Consider the following 16,815-nt stretch of genomic DNA (forward strand, 5'->3'; position numbering starts at 1 on the left):
GTCGCGGGGCGCGCCGCGACACACCGACCGCCGTGCTGTCAGGCGGTGGGTGGTCGGGTGGCGCGGCTGGTGCGGTCAGGCAGCGAGTTCGCCGGCCTGGAGCTGCCAGAGGGATGCGTAGAGCCCGTGCCGGGCGAGGAGTTCGTCGTGAGTGCCCTGCTCGGCCACGACGCCGCCCTTGTCCATGACGTAGATCAGGTCGGCGTGGCGGACGGTGGAGAGCCGGTGGGCGATGACGACCATCGTCCGGTCGGCCGCGAAGGCGCGGAGGGTGTGCTGGATGGCGGCCTCGGTCGCGTTGTCCACGGCGGAGGTGGCCTCGTCGAGGATCACGACCGGTGAGTCCTTGAGGATCGCGCGCGCCAGGGCGACGCGTTGCCGCTGGCCGCCCGAGAGCGCGGCGCCGCGCTCGCCGATCACCGTGTCGTAGCCGTCCGGCAGGGACGCGATGAAGGTGTGCGCCTCGGCCATCGTGGCCGCCCGGACCACGGCCTCGTCCGAGGCCGCGAAGCGGCCGTAGCGGATGTTGTCGGCGATGGTGCCGTCGAAGAGGAAGGGGTCCTGGGCGACGAACCCGATCGCGTGGCGCAGGTCGTGCCGCGGCAGGTCCCGTACGTCGCGCCCGTCGAGCAGCACGGTGCCGGAGTCCGCGTCCTGGAACCGCATCAGCAGCCGGGCGATGGAGGTCTTGCCGGAGCCGGTGGCGCCGACGAGCGCGGTGAACCGCCCGGCGGGGATGGCCAGCGAGAGGTTCTCCAGGGCCGGCGGCCGGCCGGGGTAGGCGAAGGTCACGTTGTCGAGCACGATCTCCCCGCGCACCTTCTCGACGTCGAGCGGTTCGCCGGCCGTGTCGGCCTCGGCGGGCAGGGCGCGCAGCCGCTGGACCCGGTCGTAGGAGGTGAGGGTGCGCTGGTACTGGTCGACGATGCCGCCGAGCCGGTTCATCCGCAGCATCACCATCTGCGGCAGCCCGATCAGCGGGCTGAACACCTCGAACGGCAGGCTGCCGTTGAGCACCGACCGGCCGCCGATCAGCAGGGTCCCGGCCATCGAGCCGGTGGTGCAGACGCGGACGATCTCGCCGTGGCGGATCGTGCTCCGGTCGGTCTGCTGGTTGCTCTCCCGGGCCTCCGCGCTCAGCCGGTCGATCCGCTCGGCCTCGTAGTCCTCGGTGCAGAAGCTCTTGACGGTCGCGCCGGCCTCCAGCGTGTTCACCAGCTGGCTGTGCAGCGCGGCGCGGTGCTCCCCGGAGACGGCGTAGTCGGCCGCGGCCTTGTCCTGGTGGTGGAAGGACAGCCAGGCGATGACGGGGATGGGCAGGAACGCGATCCAGGCGATCTGCGGTGCCAGCAGCAGGAACAGCGGCACGAGGAGGGCCAGGCTGGTGCCCAGTTGCAGCACGTCGTTGGCCGAGGTCGCGAAGAAGGCGCCCAGCTGGTGGACGTCGTCGGTGAGCGCGCCGGCGATCCGGCTGGTCCGCTCGCCCTCCAGGTGCCGCAGTTCGAGGTGCTGCACGTGGGTGTACGTCCGGTTGCGCCAGTCGTGCTCGATGTCCTGGCCGAGCCGCCGCCACTGGAGGTTCGAGGAGTACGAGAGGGCCGACACGGCGGCACAGGCGGCGGCCACCAGACCGGCCAGGCACCAGAGTTGGGCGGACGCGGTGGTCAGGCCGAGGTGGACGAGCGGCGCGGCCTCGCCCTTGATGAGGACCAGCGCGGTCCAGCCGATGAAGGTGCCGAGCGCCATCTCCGCCGCCTGGCAGGCCACCGACAGCGCGGAGGCGCGGTAGAGCCGCGGGCGGTGCGGTCCGACGATCTCCAGGAGGGGGTGCCGTCCGGCCTCGCCTCCGTCTCCCGGCAGCTCGCCGGCCGCCTCGGCCATCCTGGCCCAGGCCCTCCGGATGACCGCCGCGGTCGCCACCGCCACCCCGCCGAGCGCCACCAGCTGCCTGCTCAGCGCCGACCCGCGGACCAGCGCGATCCCGGCCGCCACCCCGCCCCCGACGGCGAGCACCGGACGCACCGCTCCGCGCCCCGGGCGCGGGGCCGGCTCGCCGGCGGGCGGCGCCGGGACGGTGCGCGCCGCCGGGACCGAGCGCCCCGCCGGGGCGGAGGTCTCCACGATCCGGACGACGGCTCCGCGGACGAGCCGGCCGATGTCCGCGGCCGCCACTCGCGCGTCGTGCCGGACGAGGAGCCCGCCGGTGACCGGGTTGGCCCGCACCTCGGTGATCCCGGGAAGGCGCCGCAGGGTCGCGGCGAGGATCTCCGCCGCCCGGGGCCGTCCGAGAACCAGTCTGACGTCCCAGCGCTGGCGTCCCGGAACGACCGAACGCGGACGCACGTCCAGATCCACGGAGCGATATCCGGCTGCGGCAGCCAGCAGAGACGGCATGTGTACGATCACCTGTTTGCAGAGGTCGCACATACCGCCATGAGAACAGCGGATATATGCGGCAGAGTGGAAAACGCGGGGAAGAAAGGATGCGAAAGCACGGGGAAAGCGAGACGGCCGGCGATTTCGCGGCCGGTCACCGCGCGGGTACGTTTCTCCGGGCCCCGGCCTCGGTCCCGAATCCTTGTCCCGGACCGGCTCCGGGCCAGGGCCCAAGTCCCGCCCCGGGGCCGGCTCCCGATCCGGGCCCGAGCCGGGGCGAGGTCCGGGGGCCGGACCACGGCCCTGGTCCGCGCGGGACGGACCGTCAGCGCGCCTGGCCGGCGGCCGCGGTCCGCCGCACGGGGCGTCAGCGCGCCCCGGCGGTGTCGGCGGTCAGCCGGATTCTCGGCGTCCGCGCCGCCTCGCCCTCGGCCCGTGCGGCGGTCTCGACCCTCCCGCCCTGTGGAGCGCCGCCCCCGGCGGCCGGCCGGCCCGCACCCGTACGGGCCTCGCCGTCACCGGCGGCGATCCGCTCCGCGACCGTCTCGGCGGCCACCTCGGCCGCGAGGCCGTGGATGTTCTCGCCGGCCTCGCGCGCCGCCTTCCTCACCTCAAGGGCGAGCCCCACGGACGTCTTGACGACGCCGCGCGTCAGCGGCCCGAGGAGGCGCTTGGCCAGCGGGCCGGCGATGAGGCCGATCAGGAAGGGCGGTACGACGGGCGGCACGATGCTTCATCCTCGCTACGCGTGAAAGGGACCCGGGCGCCGCGCACCGAAGCGGCAGCACACAGCCGGGCGGGTGGCATGAACCATCGTCAGAATTCCGATTCCTTTTTGGCGATCGAGAATTCCTGACCGACGAAGTCCGGCAACCCGCTCGTCCATCACCGTAGTGGAGCCGCGCCCGCCTGGACCAAATGGTCTCGGCAGCTTTCACTCGTGCGAGTGTTTCTTGATCGCCCGGAGAAACTCGGAGCGCCAGGGAGCGCGTTCGCCGAGCGAGCTACTTGATGATTTTCCTACAATTGGAGGGCCTTCCCATTCCCCCGCCCCGCCCACGCGGGGGCGGGGCGGACAGCCGGCCGCGGGCCCCGGGGCTCGGCCGGGCCGCGACCGCCGGGGCCGCGGCCCCGAAGCCGGCCGCGGGCCCCGGTCGGCTACACGGCCGCGGCGGCCGGCGGCCGGTCCGTCACTGCTTCTTCAGGAACGTCGACCAGTCCGGGGACTCGCCCGGGTCGAGGGCGCGCAGCTTCGCCAGGACCGCCGGGTCCTGGACGTCCAGCCAGTCGCACAGCTCCTTGAACGACACGCACTGCACGCCCTTGCGGTTGCAGACGTCCTTGACCACGTCCTCGACCGCCTGCATGTAGATCCCGCCGTTCCAGGTCTCGAAGTGGTTGCCGATGAAGAGCGGGGCCCTGCTGCCGTTGTAGGCGCGTTCGAAGCCGTTGAGGTACCCCTCCCGCGTGGTCTTCTCCCACTGCGCGTACTTGGCCGGGTCGCCCTCGGTGACGTCGGGGCCGGACTGGTTGTAGAGGAAGTTGAAGTCCATCGTCAGGGCCTGGAAGTCCTTGCCCGGATACGGCACCAGCTGGAGCGGGAAGTCCCACACCCCGTCCTTCTTGGCCGGCCACTGCTGGAAGTCGCCCGGGGAGCTGGCGTCGTAGCGCCAGCCGAGGGACTTCTCGGCGGGCAGCAGGTTCTTCTGCCCCTCCAGACACGGCGCGCGGCCGCCGACCAGCTCCTTGTCGTAGTCGAACGGCAGCGGCGGGATGTCCGTGAAGCCGGTGTTCGTCTTCCACTCGCGCACGAAGGACGTGGCCTGGGCGATCTCGCTCAGCCAGTCCTTCGTGGTCCAGTTGCCGCCCCCGCCGGGGTCGGGCGCGCAGAAGTGGCCGTTGAAGTGGGTGCCGATCTCGTCGCCGTCCTCCCAGGCCAGCCGCAGCTGCTGGAGCGTCCAGCGGATGTGCTGGTCGGTCGGGAAGTCGATCGCGGACGCGCCGGGCGAGTGCATCGGCGGCTTGTAGAGGGTCCGTTTCGCCTTCGGCAGCAGGTAGATGCCGCTGAGGAAGAACGTCATGTGCGCGTTGTTCTTCTCGGCCAACTCCCGGAACTGGGAGAAGAGGTGGTCGTTGTTCTCCAGTGCGCCGTCCCAGGAGAAGACCACGAACTGCGGCGGCTTCTCACCGGGCTTGAGCTTCTCCGGCTTCAACTGGTGTGGTTGCGGGCCGGTGTCGGAGGTCGAGCCGTCACCGATCACCTTGGTCCTGCCGTCCCACGTCGGCGAGGCGGTCGGTGTCGACGTGGGCCCGGGCGTGGACCCGGCGGTCCGCGCGCTCTCCGGGGCCGGGTCCTTCCCGGAGCCGGCCAGCCGCTCGGACGCCGCCGCGGCCCCGTTCCGCCCGCCGTGCGCGGACCCGGGCGCCACCGCGAACACGAGGGTGCCGAGCACCGCGACGGACAGCAGGCCGCACAGCGCGTACAGAACGGGGCGCGGACGACCGCGGGACAGTAACGCCGGTGTGCGAAGCCGCAGAGGGGGCATGGGTTCTTCTCCTGGCCGGGTGACGGTGGCAGGGGCTCACCCTGGAGCTCGCAGATGATGGTCTCTGGCTCGCTCCGTCACGGGACCGTAACAACGGACCACCTGGGGCGGCCCCGCCCGGTCGATTTCACGGGCCGTCAACTCCCTTGTCTTTCAACCTGTTTCAGGACTGTGACGCTCCCATCCCGGAGCCGCCCCACAACCTCCCTACCGTCGGGCAGCGGTCCTGGCGGTTCGAACGAGGAGCAGCGGATGTCCATACGGCGGGCCCGACGGGCGGCGGGCCGAATACGAGAAGCCGTGCGGGACGCGGGCCGGGCAGTCGTACGGGCAGCCGTACAGGCAGCCGGGCCGGCACTCGTACGGCGCGTCCGGCAGGGCGTCCAGCGGCTCCGGCAGGGCGTCGCGTGGGGCGCGGGACGGGCAGCCGTCCCGCGGACGCTCCCCCCGCTCCCCCCGCTCCCGTCGGGACCGTCGGGCCCGTCGCGCCCGCTGCCGCCCGCGCTTCGGATGCTGCGGATACTGCGCCCCCGCTACCCGCGCCCCGCCCGGACCGGGTTGCGGCGCTGGCTGCCGTCGCTGCGGCAGTCCCTGCTGCTGTGCGTGTGGACGGTGCTCGCCCTGGCCGGGCTGATCGGGTACGGCTACGAGCACACCGCGATACCCCGCGACCTCAACGCCTTCGCCACCCAGCAGGACAACGTCTACTACTGGGCCGACGGCACCGAGATGGCCCGCGTCGGCCCGGTGGACCGGCAGGTCATGCCGCTGGACCGGATACCGTCCGGCGTCCAGTGGGCGGTACTGGCGGCGGAGAACGCCGACTTCTACAGCGACCACGGCGTCTCCCCCCGGGGCATCGCCCGCGCCGTGACCACCATGGCCACCGGCGGCGACGTCCAGGGCGGCTCCACCATCACCCAGCAGTACGTGAAGAACGTCTACCTCAACCAGGCCCAGACGCTCTCCCGGAAGGTCGACGAGATCTTCATCGCGGTCAAGCTGGACGACAAGGTCAGCAAGCAGCAGATCCTGGAGGGCTACCTCAACACCAGCTGGTTCGGGCGCGGCGCCTACGGTGTCGAGCGCGCGGCCGAGATGTACTACGGCAAGGACGTCACGCAGCTCAACCCCAGCCAGGGCGCCTTCCTGGCCTCGCTGCTCAAGGGTTCCGGGCTCTACGACCCCTCGATCAGCCCGGCCAACCACCGCCGGGCGGTGGCCCGTTGGAACTGGGTACTGGACCGCATGGTCAAGATCGGCCGGCTGTCACCAGCCCAACGCGCCACGTACACAGTCTTCCCCGAGCCCAAGGCGCCGCCGCGGCCGGCCGGGCTGAGCGGCGAGACCGGCTACCTCGTGGACACCGCGCGCGCCTACGTCTCCGCGCACAGCGGCATCTCCGACGCGCGGTTCGCCCTCGGCGGCTACCAGATCCACACCACGTTCGAGAAGCCGCGGACCGACGCCCTGACCGCCGCCGTGAAGCAGCACCTGGCCGGCCTGCGGCCCACCACCCGTGCCGCCGACCGGGACGTCAGAGTCGGCGCCGCCTCGGTCGCCGCCGACGGCCGCATCCTCGCCCTGTACGGCGGCCCCGACTACGTCACCCAGGGCTTCGACGACGCCGACATCTCCATCGTCCCGGCCGGCACCGCCTACGCCCCGCTGGTGTACGCGGCGGCCCTGCGCGACGGCGTGGTGCGCACCCGCGACGCGCCCCTGGCCCAGGTCACCCCGGACTCCCTCTACGACGGCGACGACGACATACCCGTGCAGACTCCCGAGGGCCCGTACTGGAACCGGGACGGCAGGATCGTCAGGACCGCCAACGAGGGCAAGCGCTCCTACGGCATGATCCCGTTGCGGCAGGCGGTGGCGGACGGGGTCGACGGCCCGATCATGCAGCTGGGCATGGACGTCGGCCTCGACAAGGTGCGGAAGGCGTCCGTCGACGCCGGACTGCTCCCGGACAGCGGATTCGGCGAGCAGGTACCGGTGTTCTCCCTCGGTACGTCCACCCCGAGCCCGATCCGGATGGCCGACGCCTACGGGACGTTCGCGGCGGGCGGCACGCACACCGAGCCGTACTCGGTGGAGAGCGTCACCGTCGGCGGCAACCGGGTGTCCCTCCCCGCGCCCGCCGTCACCCACCCCTTCAGCGCGCACGTCGCCGCCGAGGTGACCGACGCGCTGCGCGACAGTGTCACCTCGGGCGCCGCCAGGAGCGCGGCGAAGGCCGGACAGGGCCTGGCCGGCACCCCGGGCACCGCCCCCGACAACACCTCCGCCTCCTTCGTCGGCTACGACTCCGACACGGCGACGGCCGTGACCCTCTTCCGCGTCGACCCGAAGTCACAGCAGCTGCTGCCACTGACGGGAACCGGCGGCCGCGCCAAGTCGAACCCCGGCAGCGACCTGCCCACCGCCATCTGGACCCAGTACATGACGGCCACCGCGGCCGGGTCCCCACCCCCGACCACCCGCGCCGCCCACTGATCCCGGCCGGTCGGCCAGGGGCGCCGCGGTCCGCCCGCCCCCGTACTCCGCGCGGGCGGGACGGGGACTGCGCTCGCGGATCGGGCGCCCGGGTACCTCGGACGAACCGTCGAGTTCGTAGGCCGTTCGAGTGAACGGCGGCTGCGGGACCTCTTCCTCCGAGCAGCAGAGAAAGGGCCGGGCGGCGGACTCGGCCCTTCGAGTGATCTCACCTTATGATCCCTTGCGTGTCGGGGACCTTGGGAACGTCATCGGGAGCTTCGTCAGCCGCTACGCATGAGCACCACTACGCTCACGCCGCCGAGCGGCACTACAGGGACGCCGTCTACCTCCACGGCGACGGTCGTCTGCCCAACGCCGACTACCACTTCGGCTTCGCGGTGGAGTGCGCGCTGAAAAGCCTGCTGCTCAGGTTCACGGCCGCCACCATGGCCCCCAAACGGGAGGGCGGACGCCCCGCGAAGGCTCCGTGGGTGCCGGATCCGGCCACGGGCAGGGTGAAACACGAGTACGGACACCTTCCGTGGCTTGCCGCCGACGTCGCCCTGCTGACCCACGGCCGGTCCGCGGCACGGTTGTCGGCCGTCCTCGCCACGCTCACCGCCTTCGAATCATGGACGGTCCATCAGCGGTATCTCGACGGCGCCGCTGTCTCCGAGGCCGACGTGTCGAAGCGGCGTACCGTGGCGCGAGAGATCCTCACCCTGCACGAGCAGGCCCTGATCACCGGAAGGCTCCAGTGAACCTGTCCCCCGTCCCGATCCGATTCGACGAGGCACGTCCCCGCGCACGGGCCATCGCCTACGACGCGGCCGCCGACGGCGTGGACGTGCTGCTCGTACGGGACGTGCTGGGCCGCTTCACGCTCGTCGTCGACGACCGCGCGTCCGGCGGCGTACTGGCCGACCGGGTCGTCGCGCTGAACGGACGCCTGGCGGCGGAACTTGAGCCGTACGCGGCAGAACGCCCCCTGCTGCTGGCTTCGGAGCTCTTCTCCGCCGACGACCTGCTCGGCTCCGAGCGCGCGCAGCCCGACCCTCTGCACCCGCGTGCCGAAGGGCACGGCGGCGTCCGGCTCCTGGACAACACCGTGGTCGGGGAGGACTGGGCCCAGGTGTCCACTCCGGCAGTCGAGAGCGACGGCTCCCGAACACACCGGACCGCCCTGTACGGCTTCAAGGGCGGTGTCGGGCGCACCACGGCGACCGCCCTCCTGGCACGGCATCTCGCCGACCAAGGCCACGTCGTCCTCGTCGTGGACCTCGACCTGGAGTCCCCGGGCGCCGGGCCGCTCCTGGCGTCGGGGGCTCTGCTGCCCCGCCATGGAATCGTCGACCAGCTCATCGAGTCCGCCCTGGACAACGCGGACGGCCTGGAAGTGGTGGCTCCGACCCGGTACATGCCACGCGCCGGTCGAGGCGAGCTGTGGGTGGCCCCGGCCCGCGGCCGAGGCTCCCAGGGCACGCCCTACTCCTACGTCGACAAGCTCAACCGGGTGTATGCCGACATCCCCGGCATGGATTTCGCCGACCGTCTCGCGGCCGCGGTCCGTGCCTGCGAGGACGCTGTGGCCCGCGAGGGTGAGAGCGGTCGGCGCCCCGACGTAGTCCTCCTCGACAGCCGGGCCGGCATCCACGACATCGCCGCTGTCGCCATCTCCCGATTGTGCGACCTCGCCCTGCTGTTCGGCGCGGACAACAGGCAGACCTGGGGCGGCTACGGCGACCTGTTCGCGGCCTGGCAGTCCTCCGGGCAGGCCGCGGCGATCCGGGAGAAGCTGCGCATGGTCGCCTCCATGGTTCCGGACTCTCCGCAGCGCCCCATGGGTGCTTATCTGGAGTCGTTCCGCGAGCACTCGTGGGAGTGCTTCTCCGTGCTCTACGACAACGACGAGCCGGAGCCGGAAACCGGGCTGCTGGTTCCCGGGGCCTTCTCCCCGTCTCTGGAGGACGACTCGGCCCCCCACCACCCGATTCCCATCCTCTTCGATCCCGGCCTGGTGGGTCTTGACGCGGACAGCGCACCCGGGTGGCAGGACCGCGCCTTCGTGCAAGCCGCGTACGGTGAGTTCCTGACCACCTCGACCCTCCTGATCACCGCCGACCCGCAGAGCGACGAAGGACCCTGATGACGACCGCACTGGGCGCCGAGGAGTACCGCGAGGTGCTCTCCGCGGCGCTGCCCGAGGCGACGGACGCGGACACGCTCCTTCCGAACGTGCACACCCTGTTCACCCCGGACAGCCACCGCGTGGCGCTCTACGTCGACAGCACCGTGGTGCGGGGCGGGCGGGGTGTGGGCAAGACCTTCTGGTACCGCTCCTTGCTCGACAAGACACTGCGGGAGGTCGCAGCCGAGGAATACGGCATCGAGCGGCTGCGTCGGCTCACCGTCTCTCCCGGCTACGGGGTCGCCGTCGAACCGGACCTGTATCCCGGCACGGGTGTGCTGCGGCAACTTGTGGATGACGGCGTGCGGCCGTACGACCTCTGGTACGCCGTGCTCCTGAGCGCTCTCGGCCAGCCTGAACTGCACGCCTTCCCGGAGTGGCGCGACCGCGTCACGTGGGTGCGCGCCAACCCGGGCGCGGCGGAACGGACAGTGCGGCACGCTGACCAGGAAGCGCAGCGGGACGGCACCACTCACCTGATCATCTTCGATGCCCTGGAGCACCTCCACCGGCTCCGCGCGCAGGCCGACCGCCTGGTGAGCGGCATCCTGGAACTGGCTCTCGCCATGCGCCTGGGTACCCGCAACATCCGCTGCAAGGTGTTCATCCGACCCGACATGTTCGACGGCGCGCTTCTCCACTTCCCCGACGCTTCCAAGCTCACGGCCAACGCCGCCAGCCTCACCTGGTCCAACACCAACCTGTACGGGCTTCTCTTCCACTACATGGGCAACCATGACGGTGAGCACGCGGAGCGCTTCCGCCGCCTCACCGGTGACTGGGAGGCCGACGCCTTCGGCAGCCGTCACATCCCACCCGCGTTGCTGAGGGGCGACGAACGGTCCCAGGCCGAGCAGTTCGCGTTGATCGCCGGGGCGTACATGGGCGCCAACTACCGCAAGGGCAACACGTACACCTGGCTGCCGAACCACCTGATGGACGGCGTCGAGCAGGTCAGCCCGCGCAGCTTCCTCAGCGCCCTGAACAAGGCTGTCACCGAGACCCGCGGCAGGTACGCGGGCCACGAGTACGCCCTTCATCACGAGGGCATCCGCCGGGGGGTGCAGACCGCCTCCGAGGCCCGGGTGCGCGAGGTCGGCGAGGACATGCCGTGGGTGCGCCTGGCCGTCGAGCCGCTGGCCGGCCGGCAGGTTCCCATCGAGCAGGACACCGTGACCGAGATGTGGAACGAGGCTCGTCTGGTCGACGTGCTGCATCGGGAGGCCGAGAGGTACGGGGCGGGTGGGGAAGAGGACACCCTGGTCCGTACGGGCCCGCGTTACCCGGACGATCCGGCCCGTCTGATCGAGGAACTGATCGCTCTGGGGGTGATGCGCCGCCGGCGGGACGGGCGCCTCGACCTGCCGGACGTGTACCGCATCGCCTTCAACATCGGCCGCAAGGGTGGCGTGCCGCGGGTCGTGGGGTAGCTCCGCCCAGCGGGTGCTGACGTCCCGGAGCGCGGGGTTGGCTCGGGCTCTCCGCTCGGCCCGGCGGCTACCCGACCCACCGGGCCTCCGAGCGGCGAGAGTGGGGGCATTATGGTGGTATGCCGGAATTGCCTGAAGTCGAAGCGCTGCGCGGGTTTCTCGCGGAACACCTGGTGGGGCGGGTGGTGGAGCGGGTGTACCCGGTGGCGGTCAGCGCGCTCAAGACGTACGACCCGGGAGTCTGGGCGCTGGAGGGCGGGACGGTCGACGCGGTGGAGCGGTACGGCAAGTTCCTGGGGCTGCGGGCCGAGGGGGCTGAGGGAGCCGGGGGGCTCTACCTGGTGATGCACCTGGCCCGGGCCGGGTGGGTGCGGTGGAACGAGAAGCTGCCCGACGCGCCGCCGCGCCCGGGCAAGGGCCCGCTGGCGCTGCGGTTGCGGCTGGCCGAGCCGCCGGGGACCGGGGTCGACGTCACCGAGGCCGGCACCCAGAAGCGGCTGGCCGTGTACGTGGTGCGGGACCCGGCCGAGGTACCCGGGGTGGCACGCCTCGGCCCCGACCCGCTCGCCGACGGCTTCACCCGGGAGTCCCTCGCGGAGCTGCTCGCGGGTGAGCGGCGCCAGGTCAAGGGCGTGCTGCGGGACCAGAGCGTGCTCGCCGGCATCGGGAACGCCTACTCCGACGAGATCCTGCACGCCGCCCGCATGTCGCCGTACAAGCTGGCCGCACGGCTGTCCGACGAGGAGGTGGCACGGCTGTACGAGGTGATCGGCACGACGCTCGGGGAGGCCGTCGAACGCTCCCGGGGGCTGCCGCTGCGCGATCTGAAGGCCGAGAAGAAGAGCGGGCTGCGGGTGCACGGCCGCAAGGGTGAGCCGTGCCCGGTGTGCGGCGACACGATCCGCGAGGTGTCGTTCAGTGACTCGGCTCTCGACTACTGCCCGACCTGCCAGACAGGCGGCAAGCCTCTGGCCGACCGCCGTATGTCCCGCCTCCTGAAGTAGCCCGCCGTCAGCGCGCCGTCAGCGCGCCTTGCGCCGACCGGGCACCGGCCGACGCGCTCCGGCTCCGTCGGCGCCGGCCCCGGGCCGGCTCCCGCGCGTCCCCGGGCTCCGCCCTGCTCAGCCGCGGCTGCCGGCTACGGCGATGGACGTGGGTCTGCGGGACGCACTCGGGAGCGAGGTGGGGCCGGGCACGCCGTCCGCTCCCGGAACAGCGACCGGAGCGGCGGACGGGGTGGAGGACGAGGTGGAGGACGAGGTGGCAGGCGGGGTGGAGGCCGTCGCGGCGGGTGCCCGGTGGCGCCCCGCGGCCGGCGGGACCGTGGCCTTCGGCACGGCCACGGGGGCCGCCGGGTCGTCGGCCCGTGCCTCCGCCGACCCGGCGGCCGAAGCGTCGGGGTCCGAGTCCGCCGCGCCGGAGGAGCCGCCGTGGCCTCCGGTGGTGGTCGGGGTGTCGCCGTGGCCGCCGGTGACCAGGGCACCGACGCCCGCGCTGACCCCCACGCCTGCCGCCAGCACCGCCACCGTGGCCATCAGGCGCGTCGCGCCCCGGCGGCCGCGCCCGACCGCGGGGAGAGCCGCGGCGGGGGCGGGCGCGGGGGCCGCCAGCTCGGCGTTGCGCCGGGTGACGGCCGCGCCCTCCCGGTCGGCGAGGCGGGTCCGCAGGTCCAGCGCACGGGCCAGCTCCGCCCGCGCCTCCTGGACGCGGCCCTCCAGCAGGTGGAGGGTGCCGAGCTGGTGGGCGGTGTAGGCGATCACGTCCGGCGCCCCGATGTGCGCCGCGGCCTCCGCGCCGGCTTCCAACGTCGAGCGCCAGGACCGCCAGTGCCCGTGCAGGCACAACGCGGGCTCCACCGCGGCGGCGAGCCGGTGGACGGCGGGCCAGTCGCCCTGGTGCACGGCCTGGCGGAGCAGCGCCGCCGCGACGCCCAGCGCCGGACGCACCTCGGCGTCGTCCGGGTCGCGGGTGCCGAACCAGGTGACGAGGGCCCGGTGGGCGAGGCGCGGGTCCACGGCGTCGGCGATCAGTCGCCGGGACGGTTCGGGGCTGCCTGAGCGCGGCCCCGCAAGATCACCTCGGCGCTCGGCGAGGCCCAGCCCGGCGAGCAGCGCCAGGTGCCGCGAGCCGTCGCCCGCCCCGGCCATCGCGGACAGCAGCCGCTCCGGCAGGTAGCAGCCCTCGGCCAGGGCGAGTACGGCCAGGACCCGGAGGGCGTCCGGGCCGAGACCCGAGATCGCCAGCTCCTCCAGCAACGCCCCTCCCGGCGTCCGCGATGCCTGGCCGCCCGGCGTCCGCGATGCCTGGCCGCGCTCCTCCGGTTCCGGCGGAACGCCCGGGCCGAAGCGGTCCGGAGAGCCGGGGTGGCCGCGTGTGCCGAAGGCGTCGCACGGGGCAGGGCCGTCCCCTGGAGTGGAGCTGTCCCACGGGCCGGACCCGTCGCACGGGCCGGAGTGGCCCGGCGAGCCGAGGTTGCCTGACGGACCGGGGTGGCCCGGCGGGTCCGGGTGGCCCGGCGGACCGAGGGTGGCGTTCCGCCCGGGCGCCTGCTGGGCGGGCGCCTGCTGGGCGGCGGTGGACAGGGCCGCGGCCAGTGCCGGCAGGTCGTACCGACGGAGGCGGACGAGCGCGGCGGCCTGCCGCAGCGCGAGCGGAGAGCCCTCCACCGCCGCCACCAGGTACTGGACGGCCGGCACCTCCCCCGGGTGGATGAGCCGGCCGGTGTCACGGGCGAGCAGGGCCATGGCGTCGGGCTCGGAAAGGCCGGCGAGCCGGTAGGAGTGGCCCATCGGGCCGACCACCGGCTCGCGGGCTCCGACCAGCACCGCGCACCCGGCGAGCGCCCGCCGCAGCTCGCCGATCTCGCCGGGGCTGTAGGAGACGTCGTCGAGCGCGATGACGGCCCGGACCTCCGACAGCACCCGGAAGCACTCCGGCGCCGGAATTCGGCCGCCGCCCGGGGGGCGACCGCGGAATTCCACGACGAGGTCCTGAAGGAAATCAGCGAACGGCGTCCCGCCCACGCGGATATATGCATCCGGCGCGACGGCCTGAAGCAGCGCGGTCTTTCCCGAACCCCTCTCCCCGGTGAATTCGATCATCGCGCGGGTACGGACCGCGCCGCGGATCGCCTGCAACTGCTCCTCCCGCCCCAGGAGTGTGCCGACCGTGCCGACCGGCAGCCGAGCTGACCGGGCACGGGCATGGCCGGTCACCCCGCCGCGCCCCTCCCGGCCACTCTCACCTGCACGGTGCCCCGCCCCTGAGCCCGCCGCTGCCGCCGTACCGGACGCCGCGGCGGCAGGCTCCAGCAGCAGCCCATGGCCGGCGGTGACCACCCCGCGGAAATCCCCGAACTCCGCCCCGCGCATCGCCTTGCCCCCTTTTCCGACTTTCCCGTTCCCCTGATCGCCCCGTCGAAAGGCACCCCCTCGCGCCTCACGACGACAACCGTAGGTGCTCCACGAGCATCGCGGGCCGGGTTGTCCACAGGCGCCCACGAAAGTCCGATTTCCAGCCCAACTCCTTCACCGGACCCGCCACAATCGCTTGCCGTCCCCGCTTGACCGGTTCACCGGCCGCAACAGTGCCCCCCAATCCTGGGCCCGATGGAACCGAGGCCCGCCGGAGATCGTCGTGTGGGAGTGACACCACCCGCGCCCGGCGGCGGACACACTCGCCGAACCCGTCGAGGACGGGGCGGGATCACCATCGCGGCGCAGGTGGGGCGGGGTCTCAGCGGATTGCCACCCGGCTCTCAGAGGAACCCCAGAAAGACTCTCTACTGTCGGCAGCATGACACAGGAGCATCCGTCGCCCGAAGGCGGCGTGGGCGGGGGGCGAGCGGACGTGCGGCAGGAGGACGGGCACGGCGGCGGGAGCACGGGCAAGATCCCGGGGCAGGTTGCCCGGCGGGGCCCGAAGGCCGGCGAAGAACCGGGGCCGGACGCGCCCCAGGGCTCCGACGAGCCCGGCGACTCGCACCGTTCCGACGGCTCCAAGGGCTCCGACGACTCCGAGAACTCCGAGGACTCCGACGTCCTCATAGCCGACGGCCCCCAGCACGCCGAGGCGACACCCGCGCCCGCCGGCTCCTCCACGGACGAGGCCGCTCCCGGGGACCCCGACACCTCGGCACAGGAAGCGCCCGAGCCCCCGGAACTCCGGGAAGCGCCGGCCGCGGACCCCGACGGCGAAACGGCCCCGGACGGCGTGAACGGCGCAGCCGGCGCGGACGAGAACCCCTCGGACGGTGACGGGCCCGACGGGCCGGACCAGGACGGGTCCGAGCCGGCGTCCGCCGAGGAAGCCGGCAAGGCAGGCGGCGCCGGCGCCGCGTCACCCGATGCCGCCGAGGACGGCGGCGCGGGCGCTGCGGACGACACAGACAGCCCCCCGGCGGCCGAACCGCCGACCGAACCGGCGGCCGACATGCCCCTCGGGGCTCCCGCCGAGCGCCTGCCGCGCCATTGGTGGTCGCGCCCCGCCGTGCTCTCCGCGACGGCGCTGACCGCGATGGCCGTCATCACCCTCGTCGCCGTGGTGCGTTCGCCCTCCGCGACAGCCGGTTCCAGCACCCAGGCGGAACGGGCGACGGGCTCGACGCCCACGACGTCCGCCCCCGGTGACACGCCCGGTACGACGCCCGGCGCCACGAGCACGACGACCGCGCCGACCGCGGCACCCTCGTCCCCGCAGGCCACGACCGCGGCCGGAGACGCGGCGTCGGCCGCCCTGAGCCCGGCCGACGCGGTCGCCCAGGCCGTGCGGGCGAGCGGCGTGACCGGCCGCCTGTCCGTGGCCGTCGTGGACGCCGACGGCGGTTCCACCGCCACCTGGAACAGCTCCTCGGACACCTCCTACGACACCGCCAGCATCGTCAAGGCGGACATCCTGGCGGCGCTGCTGCTGCGCGACCAGCACCAGGGCACCCAGATGACCTCGGCGCAGCGCTCGTCGGCCGTCAAGATGATCGAGAACAGCGACAACGACGCCGCCCTCGCCCTCTGGCAGACGATCGGACGCGCCTCCGGACTGGCCACGGCCAACTCCGAGTTGGGGCTGCACCACACCAAGGGCGGCGAGGGCGATCTCTGGGGGCTGACGCAGACCACGGCGAGCGACCAGATCGCCCTGCTGCGGGCGGTCTTCGACGACGGCTCCCCCCTGACGGCGGCCTCGCGCTCCTACCTGTCGGGGCTGATGCGGTCGGTGACCGACGGGCAGGACTGGGGAGTTCCCGCGGCCGACTCGGACGGCAGCGGCTACGCGGTCAAGAACGGCTGGCTGCCGCGCAGCGCGACCGGGCTGTGGGACATCAACAGCATCGGCGAGGTGGAACGCGACGGGCACCGGCTGCTGGTGAGCGTGCTCTCCGACGGTCAGAAGACCGAGCAGGGCGGCATCGACCAGGTCGCACGGATCGCCAAGGCGGCGGCGCAGGCGTACGTCGAGTCCGAGGGCTGACCGGCGGCCCGTGCCCGGCACCGCGCCGAACCGGACGCACAGGGGCTCACCCGGGGGCGGACAGGCCGAGCCTGGCGGCCAGGTCGCCGGAGTCCAGGGTGGCCACCGGGGCGAAGGGGCTGGGCGGGTCCGCACCATGGCGCGGTGCCGTGCCGCGCCCCGTCGACGTCCTGCCCGGTCGGGAACCGCCGACCCGCCGTACCCCCGCTTCCAGGGGGCGCCCCTGGCGCCCGAAGGGTCGTCGGCCCCTGCACGGAAGGTCCGTTGGCCTCTCCGCCGCCCCGGTCCGTACGTCAGCCAGGACCGACAGAAGACCGGTGAGAAGTGT

The 16,815-nt window shown here is 73.1% G+C and carries 10 protein-coding genes; 6 read left to right on the forward strand and 4 right to left on the reverse strand.

Features of this window, described 5'->3' with window-relative positions:
- Window positions 1-75 precede the first annotated feature (75 nt).
- The 3 genes from BS72_RS03490 to BS72_RS03500 form a co-directional block, all read right to left on the reverse strand.
- The gene (locus BS72_RS03490) at window positions 76-2,394 is read right to left on the reverse strand and encodes an ABC transporter ATP-binding protein/permease (protein WP_051950604.1); all 2,319 of its coding nucleotides are present in this window, start codon (window positions 2,392-2,394) and stop codon (window positions 76-78) included.
- A 349-nt stretch (window positions 2,395-2,743) separates the two neighbouring features.
- The gene (locus BS72_RS03495; RefSeq protein WP_037906294.1) at window positions 2,744-3,103 is read right to left on the reverse strand and encodes a DUF5132 domain-containing protein; all 360 of its coding nucleotides are present in this window, start codon (window positions 3,101-3,103) and stop codon (window positions 2,744-2,746) included.
- Between the two features lie 463 nt (window positions 3,104-3,566).
- Window positions 3,567-4,922, reverse strand: a complete 1,356-nt coding sequence (locus BS72_RS03500) for a polysaccharide deacetylase family protein (protein WP_232792200.1) — start codon at window positions 4,920-4,922, stop codon at window positions 3,567-3,569.
- 510 nt (window positions 4,923-5,432) lie between these two features.
- Here BS72_RS03500 and BS72_RS03505 point away from each other — a divergent pair.
- The 5 genes from BS72_RS03505 to BS72_RS03525 all read left to right on the forward strand — a co-directional run bounded on the left by BS72_RS03505 (window position 5,433) and on the right by BS72_RS03525 (window position 12,025).
- Complete coding sequence (locus BS72_RS03505) at window positions 5,433-7,421, forward strand: transglycosylase domain-containing protein (protein WP_232792201.1); 1,989 nt, start codon at window positions 5,433-5,435, stop codon at window positions 7,419-7,421.
- Between the two features lie 227 nt (window positions 7,422-7,648).
- On the forward strand, window positions 7,649-8,164 hold the full coding sequence (locus BS72_RS37710) for a hypothetical protein (protein ID WP_157856137.1): 516 nt from the start codon (window positions 7,649-7,651) through the stop codon (window positions 8,162-8,164).
- A complete protein-coding gene (locus tag BS72_RS03515) occupies window positions 8,161-9,549 on the forward strand; it encodes a KGGVGR-motif variant AAA ATPase (RefSeq protein ID WP_051950605.1) in 1,389 nt (462 codons plus the stop codon). Before BS72_RS37710 ends, BS72_RS03515 begins: the two co-directional genes overlap by 4 nt.
- Window positions 9,549-11,021: a hypothetical protein gene (locus BS72_RS03520; protein WP_037906297.1), complete on the forward strand. Its 1,473-nt coding sequence runs from the start codon at window positions 9,549-9,551 to the stop codon at window positions 11,019-11,021. Before BS72_RS03515 ends, BS72_RS03520 begins: the two co-directional genes overlap by 1 nt.
- A 119-nt stretch (window positions 11,022-11,140) precedes the next feature.
- Complete coding sequence (locus tag BS72_RS03525; RefSeq protein ID WP_037906300.1) at window positions 11,141-12,025, forward strand: Fpg/Nei family DNA glycosylase; 885 nt, start codon at window positions 11,141-11,143, stop codon at window positions 12,023-12,025.
- Between the two features lie 117 nt (window positions 12,026-12,142).
- On the opposite strand, the gene BS72_RS03530 is transcribed toward BS72_RS03525, so the two are convergent.
- Window positions 12,143-14,236 carry a P-loop NTPase family protein gene (locus BS72_RS03530; protein WP_157856138.1) on the reverse strand — a complete coding sequence of 698 codons (2,094 nt, stop codon included), beginning with the start codon at window positions 14,234-14,236 and terminating at the stop codon, window positions 12,143-12,145.
- 580 nt (window positions 14,237-14,816) lie between these two features.
- Here BS72_RS03530 and BS72_RS33580 point away from each other — a divergent pair.
- Window positions 14,817-16,487, forward strand: coding sequence for a serine hydrolase (locus BS72_RS33580; RefSeq protein WP_157856139.1), 1,671 nt, complete (start codon window positions 14,817-14,819; stop codon window positions 16,485-16,487).
- The last annotated feature ends 328 nt before the right edge of the window (window positions 16,488-16,815 follow it).

Origin of the sequence: Actinacidiphila yeochonensis CN732 (genome assembly GCF_000745345.1) — a bacterium.
Taxonomy (GTDB): domain Bacteria; phylum Actinomycetota; class Actinomycetes; order Streptomycetales; family Streptomycetaceae; genus Actinacidiphila; species Actinacidiphila yeochonensis.